General features: G+C 73.7%; 17 protein-coding genes. 5 read left to right on the top strand and 12 right to left on the bottom strand.

The genetic code is table 11. The features are described from left to right. Positions 1-313 precede the first annotated feature (313 nt). Together RM572_RS04905 and RM572_RS04900 are read left to right on the top strand one after the other, a co-directional pair. A complete protein-coding gene (locus RM572_RS04905) occupies positions 314-928 on the top strand; it encodes a phosphoesterase (RefSeq protein WP_311672018.1) in 615 nt (204 codons plus the stop codon). After that, positions 925-2487 carry an alkaline phosphatase D family protein gene (locus RM572_RS04900; RefSeq protein ID WP_311672017.1) on the top strand — a complete coding sequence of 521 codons (1563 nt, stop codon included), beginning with the start codon at positions 925-927 and terminating at the stop codon, positions 2485-2487. Before RM572_RS04905 ends, RM572_RS04900 begins: the two co-directional genes overlap by 4 nt. A gap of 101 nt (positions 2488-2588) precedes the next feature. On the opposite strand, the gene RM572_RS04895 is transcribed toward RM572_RS04900, so the two are convergent. Beyond that, positions 2589-3368, bottom strand: coding sequence for a class I SAM-dependent methyltransferase (locus RM572_RS04895; RefSeq protein WP_311672016.1), 780 nt, complete (start codon positions 3366-3368; stop codon positions 2589-2591). Positions 3369-3456: 88 nt separating this feature from the next. On the opposite strand from RM572_RS04895, the gene RM572_RS04890 reads away from it, so the two are divergent. Continuing rightward, a complete protein-coding gene (locus RM572_RS04890; protein WP_311672015.1) occupies positions 3457-4080 on the top strand; it encodes a CGNR zinc finger domain-containing protein in 624 nt (207 codons plus the stop codon). On the opposite strand, the gene sodX is transcribed toward RM572_RS04890, so the two are convergent. Next, positions 3990-4523 (bottom strand): nickel-type superoxide dismutase maturation protease, encoded by a 534-nt coding sequence (sodX, locus tag RM572_RS04885; protein ID WP_394813527.1) that lies wholly within the window; start codon positions 4521-4523, stop codon positions 3990-3992. The genes RM572_RS04890 and sodX overlap by 91 nt on opposite strands. Positions 4524-4669: 146 nt before the next feature. Here sodX and sodN point away from each other — a divergent pair, with 146 nt between their 5' ends. Then, positions 4670-5065: a superoxide dismutase, Ni gene (sodN, locus tag RM572_RS04880; protein WP_027766112.1), complete on the top strand. Its 396-nt coding sequence runs from the start codon at positions 4670-4672 to the stop codon at positions 5063-5065. A gap of 197 nt (positions 5066-5262) precedes the next feature. On the opposite strand, the gene RM572_RS04875 is transcribed toward sodN, so the two are convergent. From RM572_RS04875 to RM572_RS04835, 9 genes are all read right to left on the bottom strand, one after another. Next, the gene (locus RM572_RS04875) at positions 5263-5727 is read right to left on the bottom strand and encodes a hypothetical protein (protein WP_311672013.1); all 465 of its coding nucleotides are present in this window, start codon (positions 5725-5727) and stop codon (positions 5263-5265) included. A gap of 290 nt (positions 5728-6017) precedes the next feature. Beyond that, positions 6018-7265: a hypothetical protein gene (locus RM572_RS04870; RefSeq protein WP_311672012.1), complete on the bottom strand. Its 1248-nt coding sequence runs from the start codon at positions 7263-7265 to the stop codon at positions 6018-6020. A gap of 239 nt (positions 7266-7504) precedes the next feature. Further along, the gene (metC, locus tag RM572_RS04865) at positions 7505-8701 is read right to left on the bottom strand and encodes a cystathionine beta-lyase (protein ID WP_311672011.1); all 1197 of its coding nucleotides are present in this window, start codon (positions 8699-8701) and stop codon (positions 7505-7507) included. After that, complete coding sequence (locus tag RM572_RS04860; RefSeq protein WP_311672010.1) at positions 8698-9942, bottom strand: MFS transporter; 1245 nt, start codon at positions 9940-9942, stop codon at positions 8698-8700. Before RM572_RS04860 ends, metC begins: the two co-directional genes overlap by 4 nt. 11 nt (positions 9943-9953) lie before the next feature. Further along, a complete protein-coding gene (locus RM572_RS04855; RefSeq protein WP_311672009.1) occupies positions 9954-10892 on the bottom strand; it encodes a sulfurtransferase in 939 nt (312 codons plus the stop codon). Beyond that, positions 10889-12139 (bottom strand): ATP-grasp domain-containing protein, encoded by a 1251-nt coding sequence (locus RM572_RS04850; RefSeq protein WP_311672008.1) that lies wholly within the window; start codon positions 12137-12139, stop codon positions 10889-10891. Before RM572_RS04850 ends, RM572_RS04855 begins: the two co-directional genes overlap by 4 nt. Before the next feature lie 12 nt (positions 12140-12151). After that, positions 12152-13414 carry a radical SAM protein gene (locus tag RM572_RS04845; protein ID WP_311672007.1) on the bottom strand — a complete coding sequence of 421 codons (1263 nt, stop codon included), beginning with the start codon at positions 13412-13414 and terminating at the stop codon, positions 12152-12154. A gap of 96 nt (positions 13415-13510) precedes the next feature. Continuing rightward, on the bottom strand, positions 13511-14695 hold the full coding sequence (locus RM572_RS04840) for an ATP-grasp domain-containing protein (protein ID WP_311672006.1): 1185 nt from the start codon (positions 14693-14695) through the stop codon (positions 13511-13513). 389 nt (positions 14696-15084) lie between these two features. Next, positions 15085-16050 (bottom strand): LysR family transcriptional regulator, encoded by a 966-nt coding sequence (locus RM572_RS04835; protein WP_311672087.1) that lies wholly within the window; start codon positions 16048-16050, stop codon positions 15085-15087. Positions 16051-16294: 244 nt separating this feature from the next. Between RM572_RS04835 and RM572_RS04830 the strand changes: the two genes are divergently transcribed. After that, positions 16295-16906, top strand: a complete 612-nt coding sequence (locus RM572_RS04830; protein ID WP_311672005.1) for a snapalysin family zinc-dependent metalloprotease — start codon at positions 16295-16297, stop codon at positions 16904-16906. A gap of 204 nt (positions 16907-17110) precedes the next feature. On the opposite strand, the gene RM572_RS04825 is transcribed toward RM572_RS04830, so the two are convergent. After that, positions 17111-18307, bottom strand: coding sequence for a methyltransferase (locus tag RM572_RS04825; RefSeq protein ID WP_394813521.1), 1197 nt, complete (start codon positions 18305-18307; stop codon positions 17111-17113). Between the last annotated feature and the right edge of the window lie 21 nt (positions 18308-18328).

The raw sequence follows: 18328 nt of genomic DNA, 5'->3' as shown, positions 1-18328 counted from the left end.
TTCGGGGCTTTCTGCGGGGATACGGCAATGAGGTTGCCGTATCCCCGCAGGGAGTCGGGGTGTGTCCCCGACAAGGACCAGGGAGCAGGGCTGAGCGGCCCCGGCAGGCCCGTGGAGGAGGTGTGCACGCCGGCCGCCCCGGCCGGGGATGCCCGGCGCGGTGCGCCACCGGGGGGAAAGGGGAGGGCCGGTCGGGGGACGACGGGGCGGCGCGCCCCGTCCCGAGCCGTACGTCGATGTGATCATCACGCCGGGTGACGCACCCGGTGTCGCCCCGTGAGTCACATCGGGAGGCGTCATCGCTGACAACCTCGTGCGGAACGGCGACGCCGAGCAGGGTCCCGGCGGGACGGACGCGCCCGTCGACGCCGTGACGGGCTGGAAGGTCACCGAGGGGGCGCCCGCCCTCATCCGCTACGACTTCGGCGAGGGACACCCCGGGCCCAAGGACCCGGGGCCGCCGCGGCGCGGCAGCCGCTTCTTCGCCGGCGGCACGTCCCCCCGTACCACGCTGCTCCAGGACGTCGCCCTGCCGACGGACGGCGCCACCGGCCGCGGCGCCGTGGACGCGGGCGGCGTCCGGTTCCGCGCGGCGGCGTGGCTGGGCGGGTTCGGGGACCAGGAGGACGGCGCCCGGCTCTCGGTGGAGTTCCGGGACGGCAGGGGCACGCCCGTCGCGCTCGCCGTGCTCGGCCCGCTCACCGCGACCGAACGCGACGGCCGCACCGGCATGTTCGAGCGCACCGCCGAGGCCGCCGTACCGCCGGGCGCACGGTCGGTGCGGCTGGTACTGGCGCTGACGCAGGACGGCGGGGCCGCCAACGACGGCTACGCCGACGCCCTCTCCCTGACCCTGCACGGCGGCAGCGCCCGCGTCCCCTCTGCCACACCCACCACCGCCCCGGCGCGCCGGGAGGGGGTCGCATGAGGCTCGGCAGACGCGGACTGCTCAGGGCCGCCGCCGCGGCGGGCGCGCTGAACCTCGCCTGGCCACTGGCCGCCGGCCACTCCCCGGCGCAGGCGCGGGCCGCCGCCGAGGCGCTGGGTGCGACGTACGATGCGGCACCGTTCACGCTGGGCGTGGCGTCCGGCGACCCGATGCCGCACGGCGTCGTGCTGTGGACGCGCCTGGTGCCGGACCCGTTCGCCGTGGAACAGGACCTCCCCGAGACGGTCGAGGTGGGCTGGACGGTCGCCGAGGACCGCGGCATGCGCACGGTGGTCCAGCGCGGGACCGTCCACGCGTCGGCCACGCTGGGCCACAGCGTGCACGTGCCGGTCGACGGGCTGCGCCCCGGGCGCCACTACTACTACGCCTTCACCGCGCGCGGGAGGACCAGCCGGATCGGCCGGACCAAGACCGCGCCCGCGCCGGGAGCCCGGCGGGTGGTCTTCGCCAGCGCCAACTGCCAGAAGTTCTACGACGGTTACTACGCGGCGCTGCGCGGCATCGCCGCCGAGGAGCTGGACTTCGTCGTCCACCTCGGCGACTACATCTACGAGTACGGCCCCGGATCGGGCGACCGGGACCGCAACCACGACACCGGCGAGTGCCTGACCCTGGCCGACTACCGCAAGCGGTACGCGCTCTACAAGGGCGACCCGTCGCTGCGCGCCGCGCACGCCAACCACCCCTGGTTCCTGACCTGGGACGACCACGAGGTGCGCAACAACTACAGCCCGGCCGTCGGCGGCGCACCCTTCCTTCAGCGCCGGCTCGCCGCCTACCAGGCCTGGTACGAACACCAGCCGCACCGCGACGGCGAACCGGGCGTCGACTCCGCGCTCCCGGAACCCGTGCTGCACCGGCGCCGCGACATCGGCGGACTGGTGGAGCTGACCGTGCTGGACCTGCGGTCGTACCGCACCGCGCCCGACACGGCGGACGGCAGCATTCTGGGCACGCGGCAGCGCGACTGGCTGAAGCAGGGCGTGACGAACGCACCGGACGCGTGGCACTGCTGGGCCAACTCGATCATGCTGAGCCAGCTGCGCGCCAAGCCGGGCAGCGACATCATGTTCCCCGACCAGTGGGACGGTTTCCGCACCGAACGGGCGGACGTGCTCGGCCACGTGCACGGCGCCCAGCTGGAGGACCTGGTGGTGATCACCGGCGACTGGCACTCGGCGTTCGTCGACGAGATCCGCACCGACTTCGACGCCGCCGACTCGCCCGTGGTCGGCGCGGAGTTCACCTCGCACTCCGTCTGCTCGGGTGCCTACCGGCCGGAGTGGAACGACGAGAACGGCCCGCTGATGGGCGAGGCCAACCCGCACCTCCAGTACTTCCAGGCGGGTTCGTACGGCTACGACCTGTACGAGGTCACCCCGGAGCGGTGGACGACGCACATGCGGGTGGTGCGCTCCCGCCACGACCCGCAGTCGCCCGTGTCGACGCTGACGAAGTGGCACGTGGACCGCGGCAAGCCCGGCGCGTACGAGGACCCGGCGACCAGCGGCTCGCACGCCCACTACCGCCGCGACTGAACGGCACCACGCGTCCCCGCCCGGGCGGGCCGCGGCGGGGACGCGTGGCATTGGGGGCGCGGGCCGTGTCAGCGCAGGCGCACTCAGCGCAGGCCCGTGTGTCAGCGCAGCCCCAGGACCAGCGCGTCGGAGGGCGAGGCCCACACCGGGCGGGCCTCGGCGAAGCCCGCCTCCCGGAGGGTGCGGACGTGCCAGGCCGGTGCCTGGACCTGGTCGGAGAAGTGGTCGCCGGTGCGCGGGTCGCCGAAGATGCGGAAGCGTTCGGCCGCCGCGTCGGCGAGCACCGGGTCGGCGGCCACCGTCCCCCACCAGTCCGCCCAGTCCTGGACGCCGGCCGCCTTCTCCCGCTCCTTGCGCGACCGCTCGAACGCGCGGACCGCCTCGTCCAGGCGCGGGGTGTCCTCGTCCGGCATGTGGTCGGCGTTCATGAACACTCCGCCCTCGCGCACGACCGAGGCGAGCTGCCCGTACAGACCGCGCAGCGCATCGGTGCGGAGCCAGTGCAGCGCGGTGGCGGTCAGCACGGCGTCGTAGGAACGGTGCGGCAGCCGGGCCGTCCAGTCGGGGTCGTTGAGGTCGGCGGTGACGAACTCGGCGCGCTCCTCGTCCGCGAAGTGGCCGCGGGCGATGGCGAGCAGCGCCGGGTCGAGGTCGACGCCGGTGGTGCGGGCGTCCGGGAACCGGCGCAGCACCCGGTCCGAGATACTGCCGGTGCCGCAGGCCAGATCCAGCACCCGCGGCGCGGGGCCGACGACGGCCTCCACCATGTCGAGCATGACCCGGAACCGCTCCTCGCGGTCGGGCAGGTACCACTCCTGCTGGCGGTCCCAACTGCGCTGCCATGCCTGCCAGTCCGTACGGCCGGCCGTTTCGGTCGTCATCCGTCCTCCTCGAGTAATACCCTGGAGGGCAGTTCGGCCATTACCGAAGCCCCACCCCGACGATAGACCGCGGCCGTAAGGACCACAAGTGGAACTCAACTATTACTCGGACTGGGCGGTGCGCCTGGTGAACACCGAGCAGCCCGAACGCGGCGAGGACACGCTCACGTCCGTCGACGCCGTGCGCGAACTGTTCGGCCCCGCCCGGCAGATGGCGCGCCGGGCCACGGACGGGGACGTGGCCCGGTTGCGCACCGTACGGACGCGACTGCGTGCGGTCTTCGGCGCGGCGGCCGACGGCGACGAGGTCCGCGCCGTGGACCTGCTGAACGCACTGCTCATGGAGTTCCCCACGAGCCCGCAGATCTCCGGGCACGGCGACCGCGGCGCGGACGGGCGCCCCCACTGGCACATGCACCTCGCCGACCACGCCGCCAACGCGACCGCCGGTTACGCGGCCACCGCCTGCATGGGACTGGCCTTCCACCTCACCGACCTGGGCGTGGACCGGCTGGGCATCTGCCAGGCCGGCCCCTGTCGCAACGCCTACCTGGACACCTCGACCAACCGTTCCCGGCGCTACTGCTCGGACCGCTGCGCGACCCGCGCCAACGTGGCCGCCTACCGGGCGCGCAAGCGGCTGGCCGGCGGCGGCACCAAGGGGCGCACGGCGGACAGCGCCCAGCGCAGCAGCGAGAACACCGACGCCTGAGCGGCTGCGGCACCGGCTCCGTCGCCGGGACCGGCGCCGGGGCCCGCGGCCCGGCGGGGCCGCACCCTCAGCAAGGCGCGCGCGACCAGCAGTTCGTCCGGCACCGCCCCGAACTCCCGGCTGTCGTTGCGCACCGCCGGGTTGTCCCCCTGCACCCACCAGCCCGCCGCACCGCGCCGCCGCAGCACACGTTTGACGATCAGCAGGTCGTGCTGGAACGGGTGCCGCAGCACCACCACGTCCCCGGCCCGCACCCGGCCGCCGTAGTGCACGACCAGCTGGTCTCCCGGGTACAGGGTGGGCTGCATCGAGGGGTTGTACACCTCCGCCAGCCCGATCCGCCGCAGCAGCCCCTGGTCACGCGGCCCGCCGTCCGGTCGCCCCGCACGCGCCCGCGCCGACGCGACCCGCGGCTTCCCCCGTGACTTCGCCCGCTCGGGCATCCTCCGCCTCCGGTCCTTCCGATCATCCACCCGGCACGACTCCTTCTGGGACTTTTGGCCCAAGCCCTCAGGGGCACCCGGGAAAACACCTACCCCAGCGAGTAACCTCGCACCTGAGAAGACGATCACGAGGAAGGACGGCTTTCATGCTTTCCCGCCTGTTCGCCCCCAAGGTGCAGGTCAGCGCTCACTGCGACCTGCCCTGCGGTGTCTACGACCCCGCACAGGCCCGCATCGAGGCGGAGTCCGTCAAGGCCATCCAGGAGAAGTACCAGGCCAACGAGGACCCGCACTACCGCGCCCGCGCCACCACCATCAAGGAGGAGCGCGCGGAGCTGGCCAAGCACCACGTTTCCGTGCTGTGGAGTGACTACTTCAAGCCTCCGCACTTCGAGAAGTACCCGGAGCTGCACCAGCTGGTCAACGACACGCTCAAGGCCCTCAGCGCCGCCAAGGGGTCCACCGACCCCGCGACCGGCCAGAAGGCCCTGGACCACATCGCCCAGATCGACAAGATCTTCTGGGAGACCAAGAAGGGCTGACCTGATCTCAAGCCCTTCGACCTGCGGTTTTCTTGATCGCCTGGTCACCCCGTCCGCACCCGGTCCGCGGGCCGCCGAGCACGGCGTCCCTCACGGACCGGGTGCGGTCTTCTCTGCCCGGCCGCAGATGCGCGTAGATCCCCAGTGTGATGACCGGCGGCGATGACGCTCTTCTGCCGAGCGATCTTCGGCGCAGTTCAGGCCTCCGGGGCCCCACCCTCTGTCGCCGTTCCTTCCTGGCGTGGAACGATCTCGAAGAACTCCACGTCGAGGTCGGCCTCGGGGCGCCGGACCGCCGCTGCCAGCGCCTGGCGGACGCGGGCTGCGGCGCTCTCGTAGGTGGGTGTCGGCGGAACGGACAAGGCATGTGGCAAGTCCTCCTGAGCCGGGAACCGGGTGACCCACAGGCTGCCGTCGAACACGGCGGCCCCCGCGTACACCGGGGTGCCGTCGCCCCCGTGGTGGCCGAAGAGATGCACACCGATGTCGTCGGGTTCCGCGCCGACGAGACCCGCGATCTCAACGCTGACATCGTCTGTCAGAGAGTGGTCGGAGTCGCTGACCACGACCACGTCCGGATGGTCGGCTACTTCGACTCTGGCCCGGTACCGGCCGCCGTCACGCGTGACGATGCCGAAGTAGATGTGGTCGACGACGTTCACGAGTCCTCCGTGCCGCACTGATCGCATCTCCACCTGCTCTGTCAGAACGGTAGCCGTGGTCAGTCCGTTGTGGCTCGCCTTTTTCTGGCGGCCGGGATCGCTGCGCGGGTCCCCCGGAAGGTGAGCACGATCGCCGCGCGCAGAGGCCGCCAACACCCTCACCCCCGTCGGCAGCGCCGACGGGCCCGCCGTCACGATCACGATGAGGACCCCCGACACGCGGGCCCGTACGCCCACCCGGTCGTGCCCGGGTCCGCGCTGCGGGCCCGGGCACGGTCGTGTGCGGGTGGTCAGACGCGGGTCGCCGTGCCACAGGCTGCGGGGTCGGCGCCACCCGTGCCCGCCTCGCGGCTGCGGTCGTACGGGTCGCGCGTGGGGCCGTCGCCGCCCCCGTCCGCCCGTTCGGAGGGGAAGCCCGGGTGCAGCATGCCGTCCGCCTCGGCGTCGCAGCGGACGCCCGCCCACTCGCCGATCGTCTCGGTCACCCAGACCGTGCCCGGTGTGGTGGTTCCCCACCCGGCCGGTGCCACGTCGAAGGCGAACGCACGGCGGACCACGACGCGGGTGACCTCGTCGTCGCCGGCGCGGCGCAGCGCGTACACGAAGGAGTGGTCGGTGCGGACGACGGCACGGCCCTGCTCGCCCTCCTCGACCGAGATCCGGCCGCGGACCTTCACCGCGTCGCCGACGAGGCGCAGTTCGTCCCCGTCGAAGCGGGTGAAGAGCGCGGACCCGTCATTCCCCGCGGACGGTGCGCGCAGCCCTTCGCGGACGGTGCGGAGGTGATCGGCGTTCTTCGGGTCGAGCAGTTCCAGGGCCCGTTCCGGGCCGGCGCCGTGCAGGGTCTCCCGGTCGAGCTGGGAGGCGACGAGGAAGTCCTTGACGTCCGCCAGCGCGTCGGCCAGCGCGGCGGCGGAGACGTCGCCGACGGGCTCCGCGGCCGGCAGTTCGATGGCGTCGGCCCCCTCGTCCCAGCGGCGTGCGGGCGAGCCCGCCCAGGGGCGCTCCAGGGTGGGCAGGCCGGAGAACGCGGCAGTCGGCGGTGCACCGGTGGGCCGGCCCGTCTCCGCGGCGAGCGGCTCCCCCTGGGCGCCCGAGCCGGGGGATCCGAGGTTCAGGTGACCGCGCTGGTCGGCGAACCACAGGCCGCCCACGAGCAGACAGAGCACCGCGAACACCAGGCCCACCCGCCGGGACTGCCGCCAACCGCCGCCGCCCCGCCTCTCGTACAGGGCTGGTCCGGTGCGCCAGCCGTCCGGCTGCCACGGCTCCGGTGGCTTCTTCCCCTTCCCGCGACGGCCGAGCCCGCGCCGCTGCGCGGCGGCCGCGGCCTCGTCCTGCTCGCGCAGCCGCGCGGCGACCATCCGCGCCCGGGCGGACGGCTCCTTCGGAACGCCGGCGGCACCCGCCGATCCGCGCCGCCCGGACTCCTCCGCCTCCCGCTGGAACGCCTCCCACGCGCCGTCCGGGACGGACGACCCCTCTCCCCCGGCTCCCCCGTCCGCGGGGCCCGCGGGCTCGGACGCTCTGTCAGACATGTGGTGCTCCGCTCCACTTCGGTTCCCTGCACGCGTCGCCGGCCCGCACGGGGCGGGGGGAGGTCCGGCGGGCGGCCGTGAGCCGTCCGAAGGGGGCCGTACGCTCCGGCATCGGCGGTGGGGCGCCGGCCAGCGGTTCAGGGCAGCATCGTAGAGGTGTTCGGGACGGCGCCCGGCGGCGGGTCGGGACGGCCCGCCACCGGGCGCGGGTCCGTCGGAGCCCGGTGCGGTCGGTGCGGTCAGGCCGGGCCGGGAAGCGGCGGCAGGGCGCGGAGGCCGTCCGCGAGGTCGCGCTTGAGGTCCTCCACGTCCTCGAATCCGACGTGGACGCGGAGCAGCGGCCCGCGTCCGCGCCAGGTGCCGGGGAGCCGGTGCTGCGCGGGTTCGCACGGCACCACGAGGCTCTCGTAGCCGCCGTAGCTGTGGCCGAGCCCGAAGAGGGTGAGCCGGTCGGCCAGGGCGTCGGCCTCCTCCGGCCCGTACCGGGGGTCCAGTTCCAGGCCGAAGAGGCCGGAGGCGCCGGTGAAGTCGCGGCGCCAGAGGTCGTGCCCGGGGTCCTCCGGCAGCGCCGGGGAGAGCACGGCCGCGACGCCCGGCTGCTTGCCCGCCCAGCGCGCGAGTTCCAGGGCCTGCGCCTGGTGGCGCTCCAGCCGCACGTCCAGGGTGCGCAGGCCGCGCAGCGCGGCGTAGACGTCGTCCGCCCCGGCACACTGCCCCAGTCGCATGGCCGTGGCGCGCACGGCGGGGTACGCGGCGGCCGTGCACACGGCGACGCCCAGGATGCTGTCCGCATGGCCGGTGAGGTACTTCGTCGCCGAGTGCAGGACGACGTCCGCGCCCAGCTGAAGCGGACGGTGGTACACGGGCGTGGCCCAGGTGTTGTCGACGAGGGTGGTGACGCCGCGGGCCCGGCAGGCTGCCGTGATCGCCGGCACGTCCTGCACCTCGAAGGTGGTGGACCCCGGGGACTCCAGGTACACCAGCCGCGTCGTGGGGCGCACGAGGGCGGCGATGTCCGCCCCGATGCCCGGCGGGTAGTACTCGGTCTCCACACCGAGCGCGGCGAGGGAGTCGCAGAAGCGGCGTGTGGGCAGGTACGCGGAGTCGGTGACCAGGACGTGGTCGCCGGCCCGGACGAAGGACAGGACGGCGGTGCTGATCGCCGCAAGTCCGGAGCAGGTGGCCACGCCGCCGTGGCCGCCCTCCAGTTCGGCCACGGCCGCCTCGAACGCCATGCTGGTCGGGGTGCCGAAGCGGCCGTAGACCGGCATCTCCCGCTTCAGCGGATCGGCCTGAGACACCGCCATCTCGGCGGTGTCGCGGTAGAGGACGGTGGACGCCCGGTGCACCGGCGGGTTGGGGTAGCCGCGCTGCGTGCGGGGGTCGGAGCCGGCGTGCACCAGCCGGGTCCGCGTCGTGTGCCGCTCGCCGGTCACGGCACCGGCTCCGGGGTGCGTTCCGCGGCGGTCCCGGACGGGAGGACGGCGCGGCGGCGCCGGCGTGCGGGCAGGACGAGGAGCACGGCGACGGCGCACTGGACGGCGGCGAACAGCCAGAACCCCTCGGGCTCCCCCGCCTGCACGAAGTGGGCGAAGACGAACCCGCCGGCCAGACCGGCGAGCAGCCCGCCCACACCTGCGGTGAGCCGCTGCACGCCGAACGCGAACGCCGGGTTGCCCGGCACCCGTTCGACCAGTTCCAGGTCGCAGCGCAGCAGCAGGAACACCTCGCCCAGGGTGAAGACCGCAGTACCCGCGAGGAGCATCCAGGGCCCGCCCAGGGACATCACGGCGGTGCCGGCCGCGAGCAGGGCGAACGATCCCCCGACCAGCAGCCGGTAGGGAGCTCGCGCGATCCTCCCGGAGAGGGCGGGCTGGAGGACCACCACCATGGCGCAGTTGAGCAGCATGACCCAGCCGAGCATGCCGATGTGCCCCAGCTCGGCGGCGTACAGGCCGACGAAGCTCTGGAAGAAGAAGTACAGGTAGAAGGCGAGTCCGGTGACGAGCACCGGCCGCAGCGCGGGGCGCAGCCGCCGCAGCACGCCCGGGCCGGTGCCCGGCGACGGGGTGGCGGCCCTGCCCTCGACCGGGCGCATGGTGAGCTGGTGGGCGAGGGTGATCGCCGCGAACAGCAGCGCGGCGCCGAGCAGGAGCATCATCGGGTCGGTGTCGATGAGGAGCGCCGCCAGCAGCGGGCCGACGCCCATGCCCGCGTTGAGCGCGGCGCTGCTGACCCCGAGGAACAGCGGTCGCAGGTCGTCGGAGACGCAGGTGACGATGTACGCCTTGTTCGCCGGCAGGTACAGCGCGGGGCCGAGCGCGACCAGGAGCACGGCCGGGTAGGCGAGCCAGGGGACGGCCACCGCGACGCCGAGCAGGGCGAGACCGGCGGTACGCAGCACCAGCGCGCCGACCATGGTCGGCTTGAGACCGATCCGGTTCACCACCGGCCCGCCGAGGATGCTGCCGCCGAACTGGATGAAGGTGGCGACGGCGACCAGGGCGCCGGCCACCCGCAGGTCGAGGCCCACCGCCTGGACCATCAGCACGCCGATGAAGGGCGTGACCATGTAGCTGCCGAGCGCGACGACGAAGGACAGGACGATCAGGGACTTCAGGCTGGGCGAGAGGTCCCGGAAGGTCTGCCACCTGCTCGCGGCGGGCGGCTTCTTCACGAGGCCCCCGTTCACGAGGCCCCCGCGCGGTCCGCGCTCCCGGCGCTCTCCGGGCTCTCCGCGTCTGCCGCCCCGGTCGCCACCGGTCGCCCGGAGGTGGGGAGGCCCCATTCGCTCCAGGACCCGTCGTAGACCGACAGGTCCTCCAGGCCCGCGAGGTGCGCGCCCAGTGCCAGGACGCAGGCGGTGACGCCCGATCCGCAGCTGAAGACCAGCGCCCCGCGGTCCCCGGCGGCTTCGCGGAACGCCTCCCGCAGCTCGTGCGGGGGACGCATCCGGCCGCCGTCGCCCAGCAGTTCGCCGAACGGGAGGCTGACCGCTCCGGGCATGTGGCCGCCGCGCAGGCCGGGACGCGGCTCGGGCGCCCGGCCTGCGAACCGGGCGCGGGTGCGGGCGTCGAGCACCGCGGCGTCCGAGTCGCGCAACGCGTCCGCCACGCGGTCGGCGCCGACGAGGAGGCCGGAGCGCGGTCGGGCGGTGAAGTCGCCCGGGGCGAGAGGTTGCAGGGGCCGGGCGGCGTCCTCCACCGGCCCGCCGTACGCGGTCCAGGCGGGCAGGCCGCCGTCGAGGACCGCGGCCCGGTCGAAGCCCACGGCCCGCAGCATCCACCAGGCCCGCGGGCTGGAGTAGACACCGGCCGCGTCGTACACGACGACGGTGTCCTCGTCCCGGAGCCCGAGGGCGCGCAGCTCGGCGGCGAGGCGGTCGGGCTCCGGCATGGTGTGCGGGAGCGAGGCGTGGTGGTCCGAGAGGGCGCCGTCGAGGTCGAACCGGCGGGCGCCGGGGATGCGGGTCTCCGCGTCCCGGTGCCCGCCGACGGAGGCGTCGAGGACGACGAGCCCGTCCGCGCCCAGCCGGGGCGCGAGCCATGCGGCGTCCACCAGCGGCCCCGGCAGCGGACGCGCCGGCTGCGGCGGCACGTGCGGCCGGGGCGGCTCGGGCGGGGTCACGGGGTCGCCCCCGCGGCCTCGGGGGCGTCGACGGGACCGGCGGCGTCCGGCGAATCGGCGGGTCGCCAGCGGACCGCGCCGGCGAACCAGGCCGCCACCTTCTCCATGTTCGCCGCGACGTCCTCCTCGGATTCGCCGCCGACGACGTAACCGGCCAGGAAGAGGCCGGACTTGACACCTCCGTGAAAGACCTGGCCGGCCCGGCCGGTGTGCGCGGCCTCGAGCACGCAGTCGGGCGCGCTCTCGGTCGGGAGGTGCTCCAGTACGCCGCTCGACGGGGGGATCCACAGACCGCCGGCCGGTCGGGGAGCCGGCCCGCCCGACGAGGCGGGGAGCCCGCACTCGGCGTAGAGCCACTCCTTGTCGAGGTCGATGCCGAAGGCGTGCCGGACGGCGCGGGCGACCATGCCGCCACCGGTGCGGCTGGCGATCTCGCAGAACACCGTCCGGTCGTCCGGGGTGATCCAGAACTCCGCGTGGAACGTGGTCCGTTCGGGCGTCGGGAGCTGCGCGAGGACCGCGCGGGCCGCGTCGACGAGGCGGGCGTGGTACGGGTCCCCGGGCGCCAGCGGAACGCTGCCCATCCAGTGGTCGCTGCGGAAGGAGAGGCAGTCGTTGAGGTAGCGGAAGGGCCGCACGAAGACGGGTTCGCCGTCCCGCACCAACCCGTCCACGTGGTACATCGCGCCCGGGACGAAGGTCTCGATCTGGCTGGTGCCGCGCCAGGGAGCGGCGAGGTAGGCGTCCAGGTCGGCTTCGTCGCGCAGGACGCGGGCACCGAGGGAACCGGACTCGGACACCGGCTTGACCACCACCGGGTACCCGTGCTCGGCGACGAACTCCACGGCCGTGTAGGCGGAGTCGAGCAGGCGGTAGGCGGGGACCTCGACCGGGCCGCCCGCGAGGTGGTCCTTCATCACGACCTTGTCGCGGAAGGCGCGGGCGCTCGCGGTCCGCTGTCCGGGAAGGTCCAGCAGGTCGCGGAGCTGCGCGGCCCGCAGGACGTCCGACTCGGCCCGCGCGAAGATGGCGTCCACGTCCAGCTCGCGGGCGAGGCGCAGGGCCGTCTTCTCGACGAGCTGGTTGGTGTCGTAGTCGTCGAAGGCGTGCACGTGCCGGAGGTGGCCGTAGCCGGCGGCGTGCTCACGGGTGGTCAGGACGACCGGCTCGATGCCGGTGCCCGCCAGCCACTGCTCGTAGGGCGTGGTGGCGTGGGGGGTCTTGGCGAAGACGAGGACGTGGCGCATGCGTGTCCCCTCTCAGGCCGTCGGCTCGACGAGCAGCGGCAGCCGGCGGCGCTGCGGCACGCGCGAGACGAGCCCGAGTTCCTCGGACAGTTCGGGGGCGAAGCAGCCGTCCTTGTAGACGCCCGCCATCCGCTTGTCGGTGAACGCCTGGATGGCTTCGTGGTCGAACTCGAGGTCGTAGCGGGCGCCGTCCTCCCCCTCGACGACGGTGCGGACCAGGATGCCCAGGTGGGGCTCGAAGGTGTTGACGCAGCCGACGATGTCGCCGATCTTCTCCCGGCGCTCCGGACCCTCCTCGGACAGCACGGTCTCCTCCGCGGGGATCGCGGCGAACAGCTGCCGTCCGGCGCGGCACCAGCCGACGTGCCCGGGGAAGCCCATGGCCTTGATGCCGAACGTCCCGAAGTCCTCGCTGACGCCGAGCTGGAAGTCCAGCTCCACGGTGTCGTGCAGCCAGCGGAAGTCGCGGTACGCCTGCTCGATCTCCTCGCGGGACAGCCGCAGACCGGGGTGGCGGCCGCCGTGGTCGCTGAAGTTGTTGAAGCGCACGGTGTCGACGCCGAGCTTGTTGAAGTACCGCGCGTAGCGCAGCAGGGACTCGCGCCCGTGGTTGTGGCGGCCGACGGTGACGCCGATGTTGACGCGGAAGGCGTCCGCGGTCTCGGAGCCGTCGGCGCGGCGGCGCGCGTTGTAGTCGGCGATCCGCTGCAGCACCTTCTCCGTGTCGGCGCCGCTGAACACGCCCTTGATCGGGTAGCTGCCGTCGTCGATCACGGTCAGGTTCTCGTCGAGTACGCCGTGGTAGGTGATGGAGATCGTGCCGTAGCCGCTCTCCCGCGCCAGGTCCAGGAGCTCGATGTAGTCGTCGCCGAGCAGGGGGCGTCCGCTCGTCCAGGCGTCGCCCTTCTCCATGGTCTCGGTGGGGATGTGGTCGGCTTCCTGGCGGAACTCGCGGTTGTTCGCCGGGCCGTAGATGCGCATGAACTCGCCGCCGTAGGCGAAGCTGTCCACGTAGCGCGGGTAGACCTGGTAGCCATGGCTCTGCAGGCCCTCCAGGATGCGCGGGCCCTCGTCCATCGCGAAGGACTTGTCGTAGACCTTCTCGTAGTTGACGAACCAGCAGTGCGTGCACTTCTGGCCGCAGGTGTTCCGGCCGACCTTGGTGTCGAGGTCGAGGTAGATGTGGATGTCGGCGGGATCGATCTCGGCGAACGGGACGGTGAACGGCGTGTCGCCGTGAAAGTCGTAAGAAATCGGCTTGTTGGTGGCAGGCATGACTTCCCCCATGGTGTGTCGCGCGTCGTGTGCCGGAAGGGTGGTGCGGAAGGCGTACGGAAGTGGTGGTCTCGGAACGGGGGCGGAGCGGGCGGCTCAGCCGTCCCGCTGGGTGACGACGACCGGCACGGCCGTCAGCTCACCGACCGCCGCGAGGCAGTCGGAGCGGGACTCCGCGACGAGCGTCGCCGAGCCGAGCCGGTCCGCGGAGGACCGCAGCGCCCCCACCTCGTCGCCGGGCCGTACGGAGAGGTCCCAGTCCACGAGCGTGCCGTGGGTCGGTGCGGGCGGGTCCGCGACGGCGGTGACCCGGCCGGGCGGCGCGGTGAAGAACACGGTGGCCGCGGCGGGTGCGGTGGGCGCGACGCGCGGCAGGTCCGTTCCCAGCGGCCAGCCGAGGGCCGCCGCGCGCCAGTCGAGGCCGGTGGTGAGCCGCACCAGGTCGGCGATGCCGTCGCCGCCGAGGCGGTTGTGGGTCTCGATGACGACGACCTTGTCGCCGTCGAGCTTGACCTCGGTGTGGCTGGGACCGTCCGTGACGCCGAGGGCGTCCAGGAGCTCCGCCACGGCGTTCTCGACCAGGAGCTGCCGCCGCTCGTCCAGCGACGGCGGCGGCATCAGGTGACTGACCTCGACGAAGCCTGCGGTGGTGCCCTTCTGCGCGATGCCGACGACGGTGTGCCGGCCGTTCGCGGACAGGGCCTCGACGCTGTACTCCCGGCCCTCGACGAACTGCTCCAGGAGGGTCGCCGGCGTCCTGCGGTCGTCCGGGAGGTCGTCGAGGCGTTCCAGCAGGGCGACGGCGTTGCTGCCGAACCCGTCCACGGGCTTGGCGACCACCGAGGGGTAGCGCGCGAAGAGGGCGGCGACCGCGTCCGCGTCGTCGCCGCGGGCGAAGGCGGGGTTCAGGTGCGGAACGCGCTGCTCCAGCAGCTGCCGCATGCGGAACTTGTCGCGGGTGGCGCGTACGACGTCCGGGTCCAGCCCGGTGACGCCGAGGTGCCGGGCGGCCAGGGCCGCCGGTTCCAGCCCGAGTTCGGTCAGCGAGACCACGGCGAGCGGGCCGAGGGGACGGACCACCTCGTCGAGGAAGGGCAGCAGCGCGGTCCGGTCGAGGAAGTCGACGACGTGCACCCGGCTGCGGGAGTCCGTTCCGCCCTCGGCCGGAGCGCCGGCCGCGCCGTCGGCCGTACCGGTCAGGCGGAGGTGCACGACCTCGCAGGGGAGGGTGTCGGCTGCCCGCGCGACGGTCGGGTTCGCCCCGAGGACCACCAGTGTCACGCGGGGACCCGGACTGATCTGTGGAGCATTGACGGCCACGCCTTCTCTGGTCGCGGGACGCGCGGGGCGTCGCCGGCTCACGAGTGATGACCACCTCGGACCACGGCCGCACTGGGCGACGAGGGGCGCTTCGGCCGATGTGGTGGGAAGCAAAAGTGACAGGGGCAACTCGGAAGCGTCAACTCCTTTATGACACATGTCACTTGAGGAGGTCACCCTTTCGGCCCCGGCTGCACATCTGGACCGTTCGCCTCCACATCACGCACAGGGTGCGCTCACGCGTGCCGCGCGGAACGCGCGCAGAGGGGCTCGCTGCCGCGCCCACCGCACGGCGACCCGGGGTGGCAACCGTGCGGGGGCGCAGCCGCGCAGCGGAAAGACGCGGGCCGTCAGGCCGCGGGGACGTGGAGGAGGGGGCTGTCGTGGTGGGCGAGCCACTGGCGGTAGGACGGCGACCCCCACGCGACCTCACGGTAGGCGTCCTGGAGGTCGGCGAAGACCGCGCCGAAGTCGGTGCCGCCCTCGGGGGCGTCGGGCAGCGGGAGACGGGTCGCCATCACCAGCCGCACGGTCAGCGGATCGCCGGCCAACGGCCGGATGACCAGCCCCGGACGCGCCCGGGAGGTGGGCTGGGCCGGGGCGACCACCTCGCCGGCCGCGACCAGGTCGGCCCCCGCGAGGTAGTCGCCGTGCGCGACCTGGAGCCGCAGCCCCGCCGCCGTGAACACCCGCCGCAGTCCCGCCCATTCGCCGTCCACGTTGGGGTCGACCATCCAGCGGTCCTCCGCCAGGTCGGTGAGGGAGACCTCCTCCTTGCGCGCCGCCGGGTGCGTCGCGGGCAGCGCCACGAACTGCGGTTCACGCTCCATCAGCACGCGCTGCTCGAGGCCCTCCGGCACCTGCAGCGGGCAGCCGGCCACCTCGTGCACGAAGGCGACGTCGAGCTGGCGGTCGGCGACCATCTGGAGCAGGGCGCTGGGCGAGACGTCGATACGGATGGTGGTGTCCGTCTCCGGCAGCCGGGCGTGCAGGCGCCGGAGCCAGCCGGGCACGGCGCGGTTGCCGGTGCTGCCGATGCGCAGCCGGGACCCGCCGCCGACACCGAGCGCGTCACGGGCCTCGCTGATCAGCGCACTCATCTCGGCGACGATCGGCCGTGCCCGGCTCAGCACCGAGAGGCCGAACGGAGTGGGCCGGCTCCCCGTCCGCTCCCGGGTGAACAGCCGTCCGCCCAAGGCGCGTTCGATGCGTCCCAACTGGGTCGTCAACGACGGCTGGGTGACCCCGAGCTGCCGGGCCGCCTTGTGCACGCTCCCGTGATCGGCGATGGCGCACAACGCACGCAGATGTCTCACCTCGAGCTCCACGGCCGGAGCATAACCGCGCCCCGGTTCCCCGCGCCAGAGACATGACAAGCCGATCTTCCCTGCTCAGAGACGATGCGCCCGGACTATCACCGGATGCCATCATCCGGACGGCGGGTGATTCGGCACACACTCTCCGGGACCGAACGTTCATCCGCGGTTCACGGGCGGCGTCCCCCACACGCCCCACACGTACGCCGAACCGGGCTCCGCGGACGACCTGGAGGACCCCCACATGAGAAACATCAGGACCGCCCTCGCCGCCTCGCTCGCCGTCGGCATGGCCGTCGCCGGTCTCGCCGCGGCCCCGGCCTCCGTCTCCGCCGACTCCGGCTCCGTCGTCGCGGCCTACGAGGGTGGCGCCAAGTCCGAGCAGGCCCAGAACCGCGCCTTCTTCGAGGCCGTCTGGGAGAAGGCGCAGGAGCGCCAGGACGCCAAGCCCGGCTTCCAGGCCATCACTCTCTACTACAACGACTCGGCCGCCCCCTCCTTCCAGAGCGAGATCTCGCAGAGCGCCTCGATCTGGAACTCCTCGGTCAGCAGCGTCACCCTGGCCGAGACCTCCGGCAGCGGCGACTTCGACTACCGCGAGGGCAACGACCCGCGCGGCAGCTACGCCTCGACCGACGGTCGCGGTCACGGCTACATCTTCCTGGACTACGCCCAGAACGAGACCTACGACTCGCTGCGCGTCACCTCGCACGAGACCGGTCACGTGCTCGGCCTGCCGGACAACTACAGCGGCCCGTGCAGCGAGCTGATGTCCGGCGGCGGCCCCGGCCCGTCCTGCACCAACGCCTACCCGAACTCCGCGGAGAGCGCCCGGGTCGACCAGATCTTCGGCTGAGCGCAGTCGTCCGACGAGGACACGCCGAGGTTCACCACCGCCCGCTGACGCGGCGGTAGGGCCCCGTACCGGGGTCCGTCCGGACGAGGGATCCGTCTGAACGTGTGCCCGTCCCGCTTCACCGCGGGGCGGGCACACGTGCGTGCGAGGCCGCGTCCCACGCGCGCTCCGCGCGGGGTTCGGCGCACCCGGCTGCGGCGGAGGTCAGGCGTGGGTGAGGCGCCAGAGGGTGGTGACCTCGGCGGAACGGGCCGCGTGCAGCGGGTCGTCGGGGTCGGGGGCGGTGGCGCGCCGGTGGACGGGACGGGTGTCGAGCCGGCCGGCCACCCGCAGCCCGGCGGCACCGATCCAGCCCAGAAGGTCGTCCCGCGTGCGCAGGCCGAGGAGTTCGGCCAGGTCGGAGAGGATCAGCCAGCCCTCGCCGCCGTCCTCGTCCAGGCGCCCGGGCAGGCCCTCCAGGAACGCGCGCAGCATCCCGCTGCCCGGGTCGTAGACCGCGCGCTCGACGGCGGACGTCGGTTTGGCGGGCAGCCAGGGCGGGTTGCAGACCACCAGCGACGGCGCGGCGGCCGCACCACGCCGCGACCCGGCGGGAAACAGGTCGGCCTCCACCACCTCGACGACGCCGGAAGCGGCACCGCCCGGGACGAGACGGTCCAGGTTCTCCCGGGCGCAGGCCAGCGCGCGCGGATCCTGGTCGGTGGCCACCACGTGCCGGACGCCGCGCCGCGCGAGCACGGCGGCGAGCACCCCGCTGCCGGTGCCGACGTCCCAGGCCAGCGCCTCCGCGCGGGGCGGCAGCGGCGCCTCGGCGACCAGGTCGACGTACTCGCCGCGCACCGGGGAGAACACGCCGTAGCACGGGTGGACGCGGGCGCCGCCCAGGGCCGGGACCGGCACTCCCTTGCGGTGCCACTCGTGGGCGCCGATCAGGCCCAGCAGTTCGCGCAGCGAGACCAGTACCGGCTCGCCCGCGTCGGGCGGACCGTAGGCGCCGCGGCAGGCGCCGTCGACATCGGGCGCACGCCGCAGCGGCACGGTCCACCGTCCGTCCGCCGCCTCCAGGGGCACGAGCAGCATGCCCAGGATGCGCGCGCGTTGGGCCTGCCGTGCACGGTGACGGTGGAACGCCGCAGCCGGGTCCCCGCCGCCCTGGGCACGCCCCCGGGACGGGCGGTCGACGCGGCGGGTCAGTGCCGTGAGGAGCTGGCGGGCCCCGACGTAGTCGCCGCGCCACAGCAGCGCCGTGCCCTCGCAGGCGAGCGTGTAGGCGGCGTCGGCCCGGGTGCGGTCGTCGGCGGGAGCCACCTGCTTCGGCGGACGGGCGCCGCTCTCGGAACGCCAGCGGGCCGAGCGGTCTTCGCCGTCCTCGGCCCAGCGGACGGTCTGGCGTTCGGTCACGGCCACAGCGTACGGCCGGCC

Origin of the sequence: Streptomyces hazeniae (assembly GCF_031845485.1) — a bacterium.
Lineage (GTDB): Bacteria > Actinomycetota > Actinomycetes > Streptomycetales > Streptomycetaceae > Streptomyces > Streptomyces hazeniae.
The sequence above is the reverse complement of the archived record's forward strand: the minus strand, read 5'-3'. Positions and strand labels throughout refer to the sequence as shown.

Excerpts from the sequence above, each read along its gene's own strand:
- RM572_RS04900 (WP_311672017.1), top strand. The coding sequence starts at position 925 with ATGAGGCTCGGCAGACGCGGACTGCTCAGGGCCGCCGCCGCGGCGGGC.
- RM572_RS04895 (WP_311672016.1), bottom strand. The coding sequence starts at position 3,368 with ATGACGACCGAAACGGCCGGCCGTACGGACTGGCAGGCATGGCAGCGC.
- sodX (WP_394813527.1), bottom strand. The coding sequence starts at position 4,523 with ATGCCCGAGCGGGCGAAGTCACGGGGGAAGCCGCGGGTCGCGTCGGCG.
- sodN (WP_027766112.1), top strand. The coding sequence starts at position 4,670 with ATGCTTTCCCGCCTGTTCGCCCCCAAGGTGCAGGTCAGCGCTCACTGC.
- RM572_RS04870 (WP_311672012.1), bottom strand. The coding sequence starts at position 7,265 with ATGTCTGACAGAGCGTCCGAGCCCGCGGGCCCCGCGGACGGGGGAGCC.
- RM572_RS04850 (WP_311672008.1), bottom strand. The coding sequence starts at position 12,139 with ATGCGCCACGTCCTCGTCTTCGCCAAGACCCCCCACGCCACCACGCCC.
- RM572_RS04845 (WP_311672007.1), bottom strand. The coding sequence starts at position 13,414 with ATGCCTGCCACCAACAAGCCGATTTCTTACGACTTTCACGGCGACACG.
- RM572_RS04830 (WP_311672005.1), top strand. The coding sequence starts at position 16,295 with ATGAGAAACATCAGGACCGCCCTCGCCGCCTCGCTCGCCGTCGGCATG.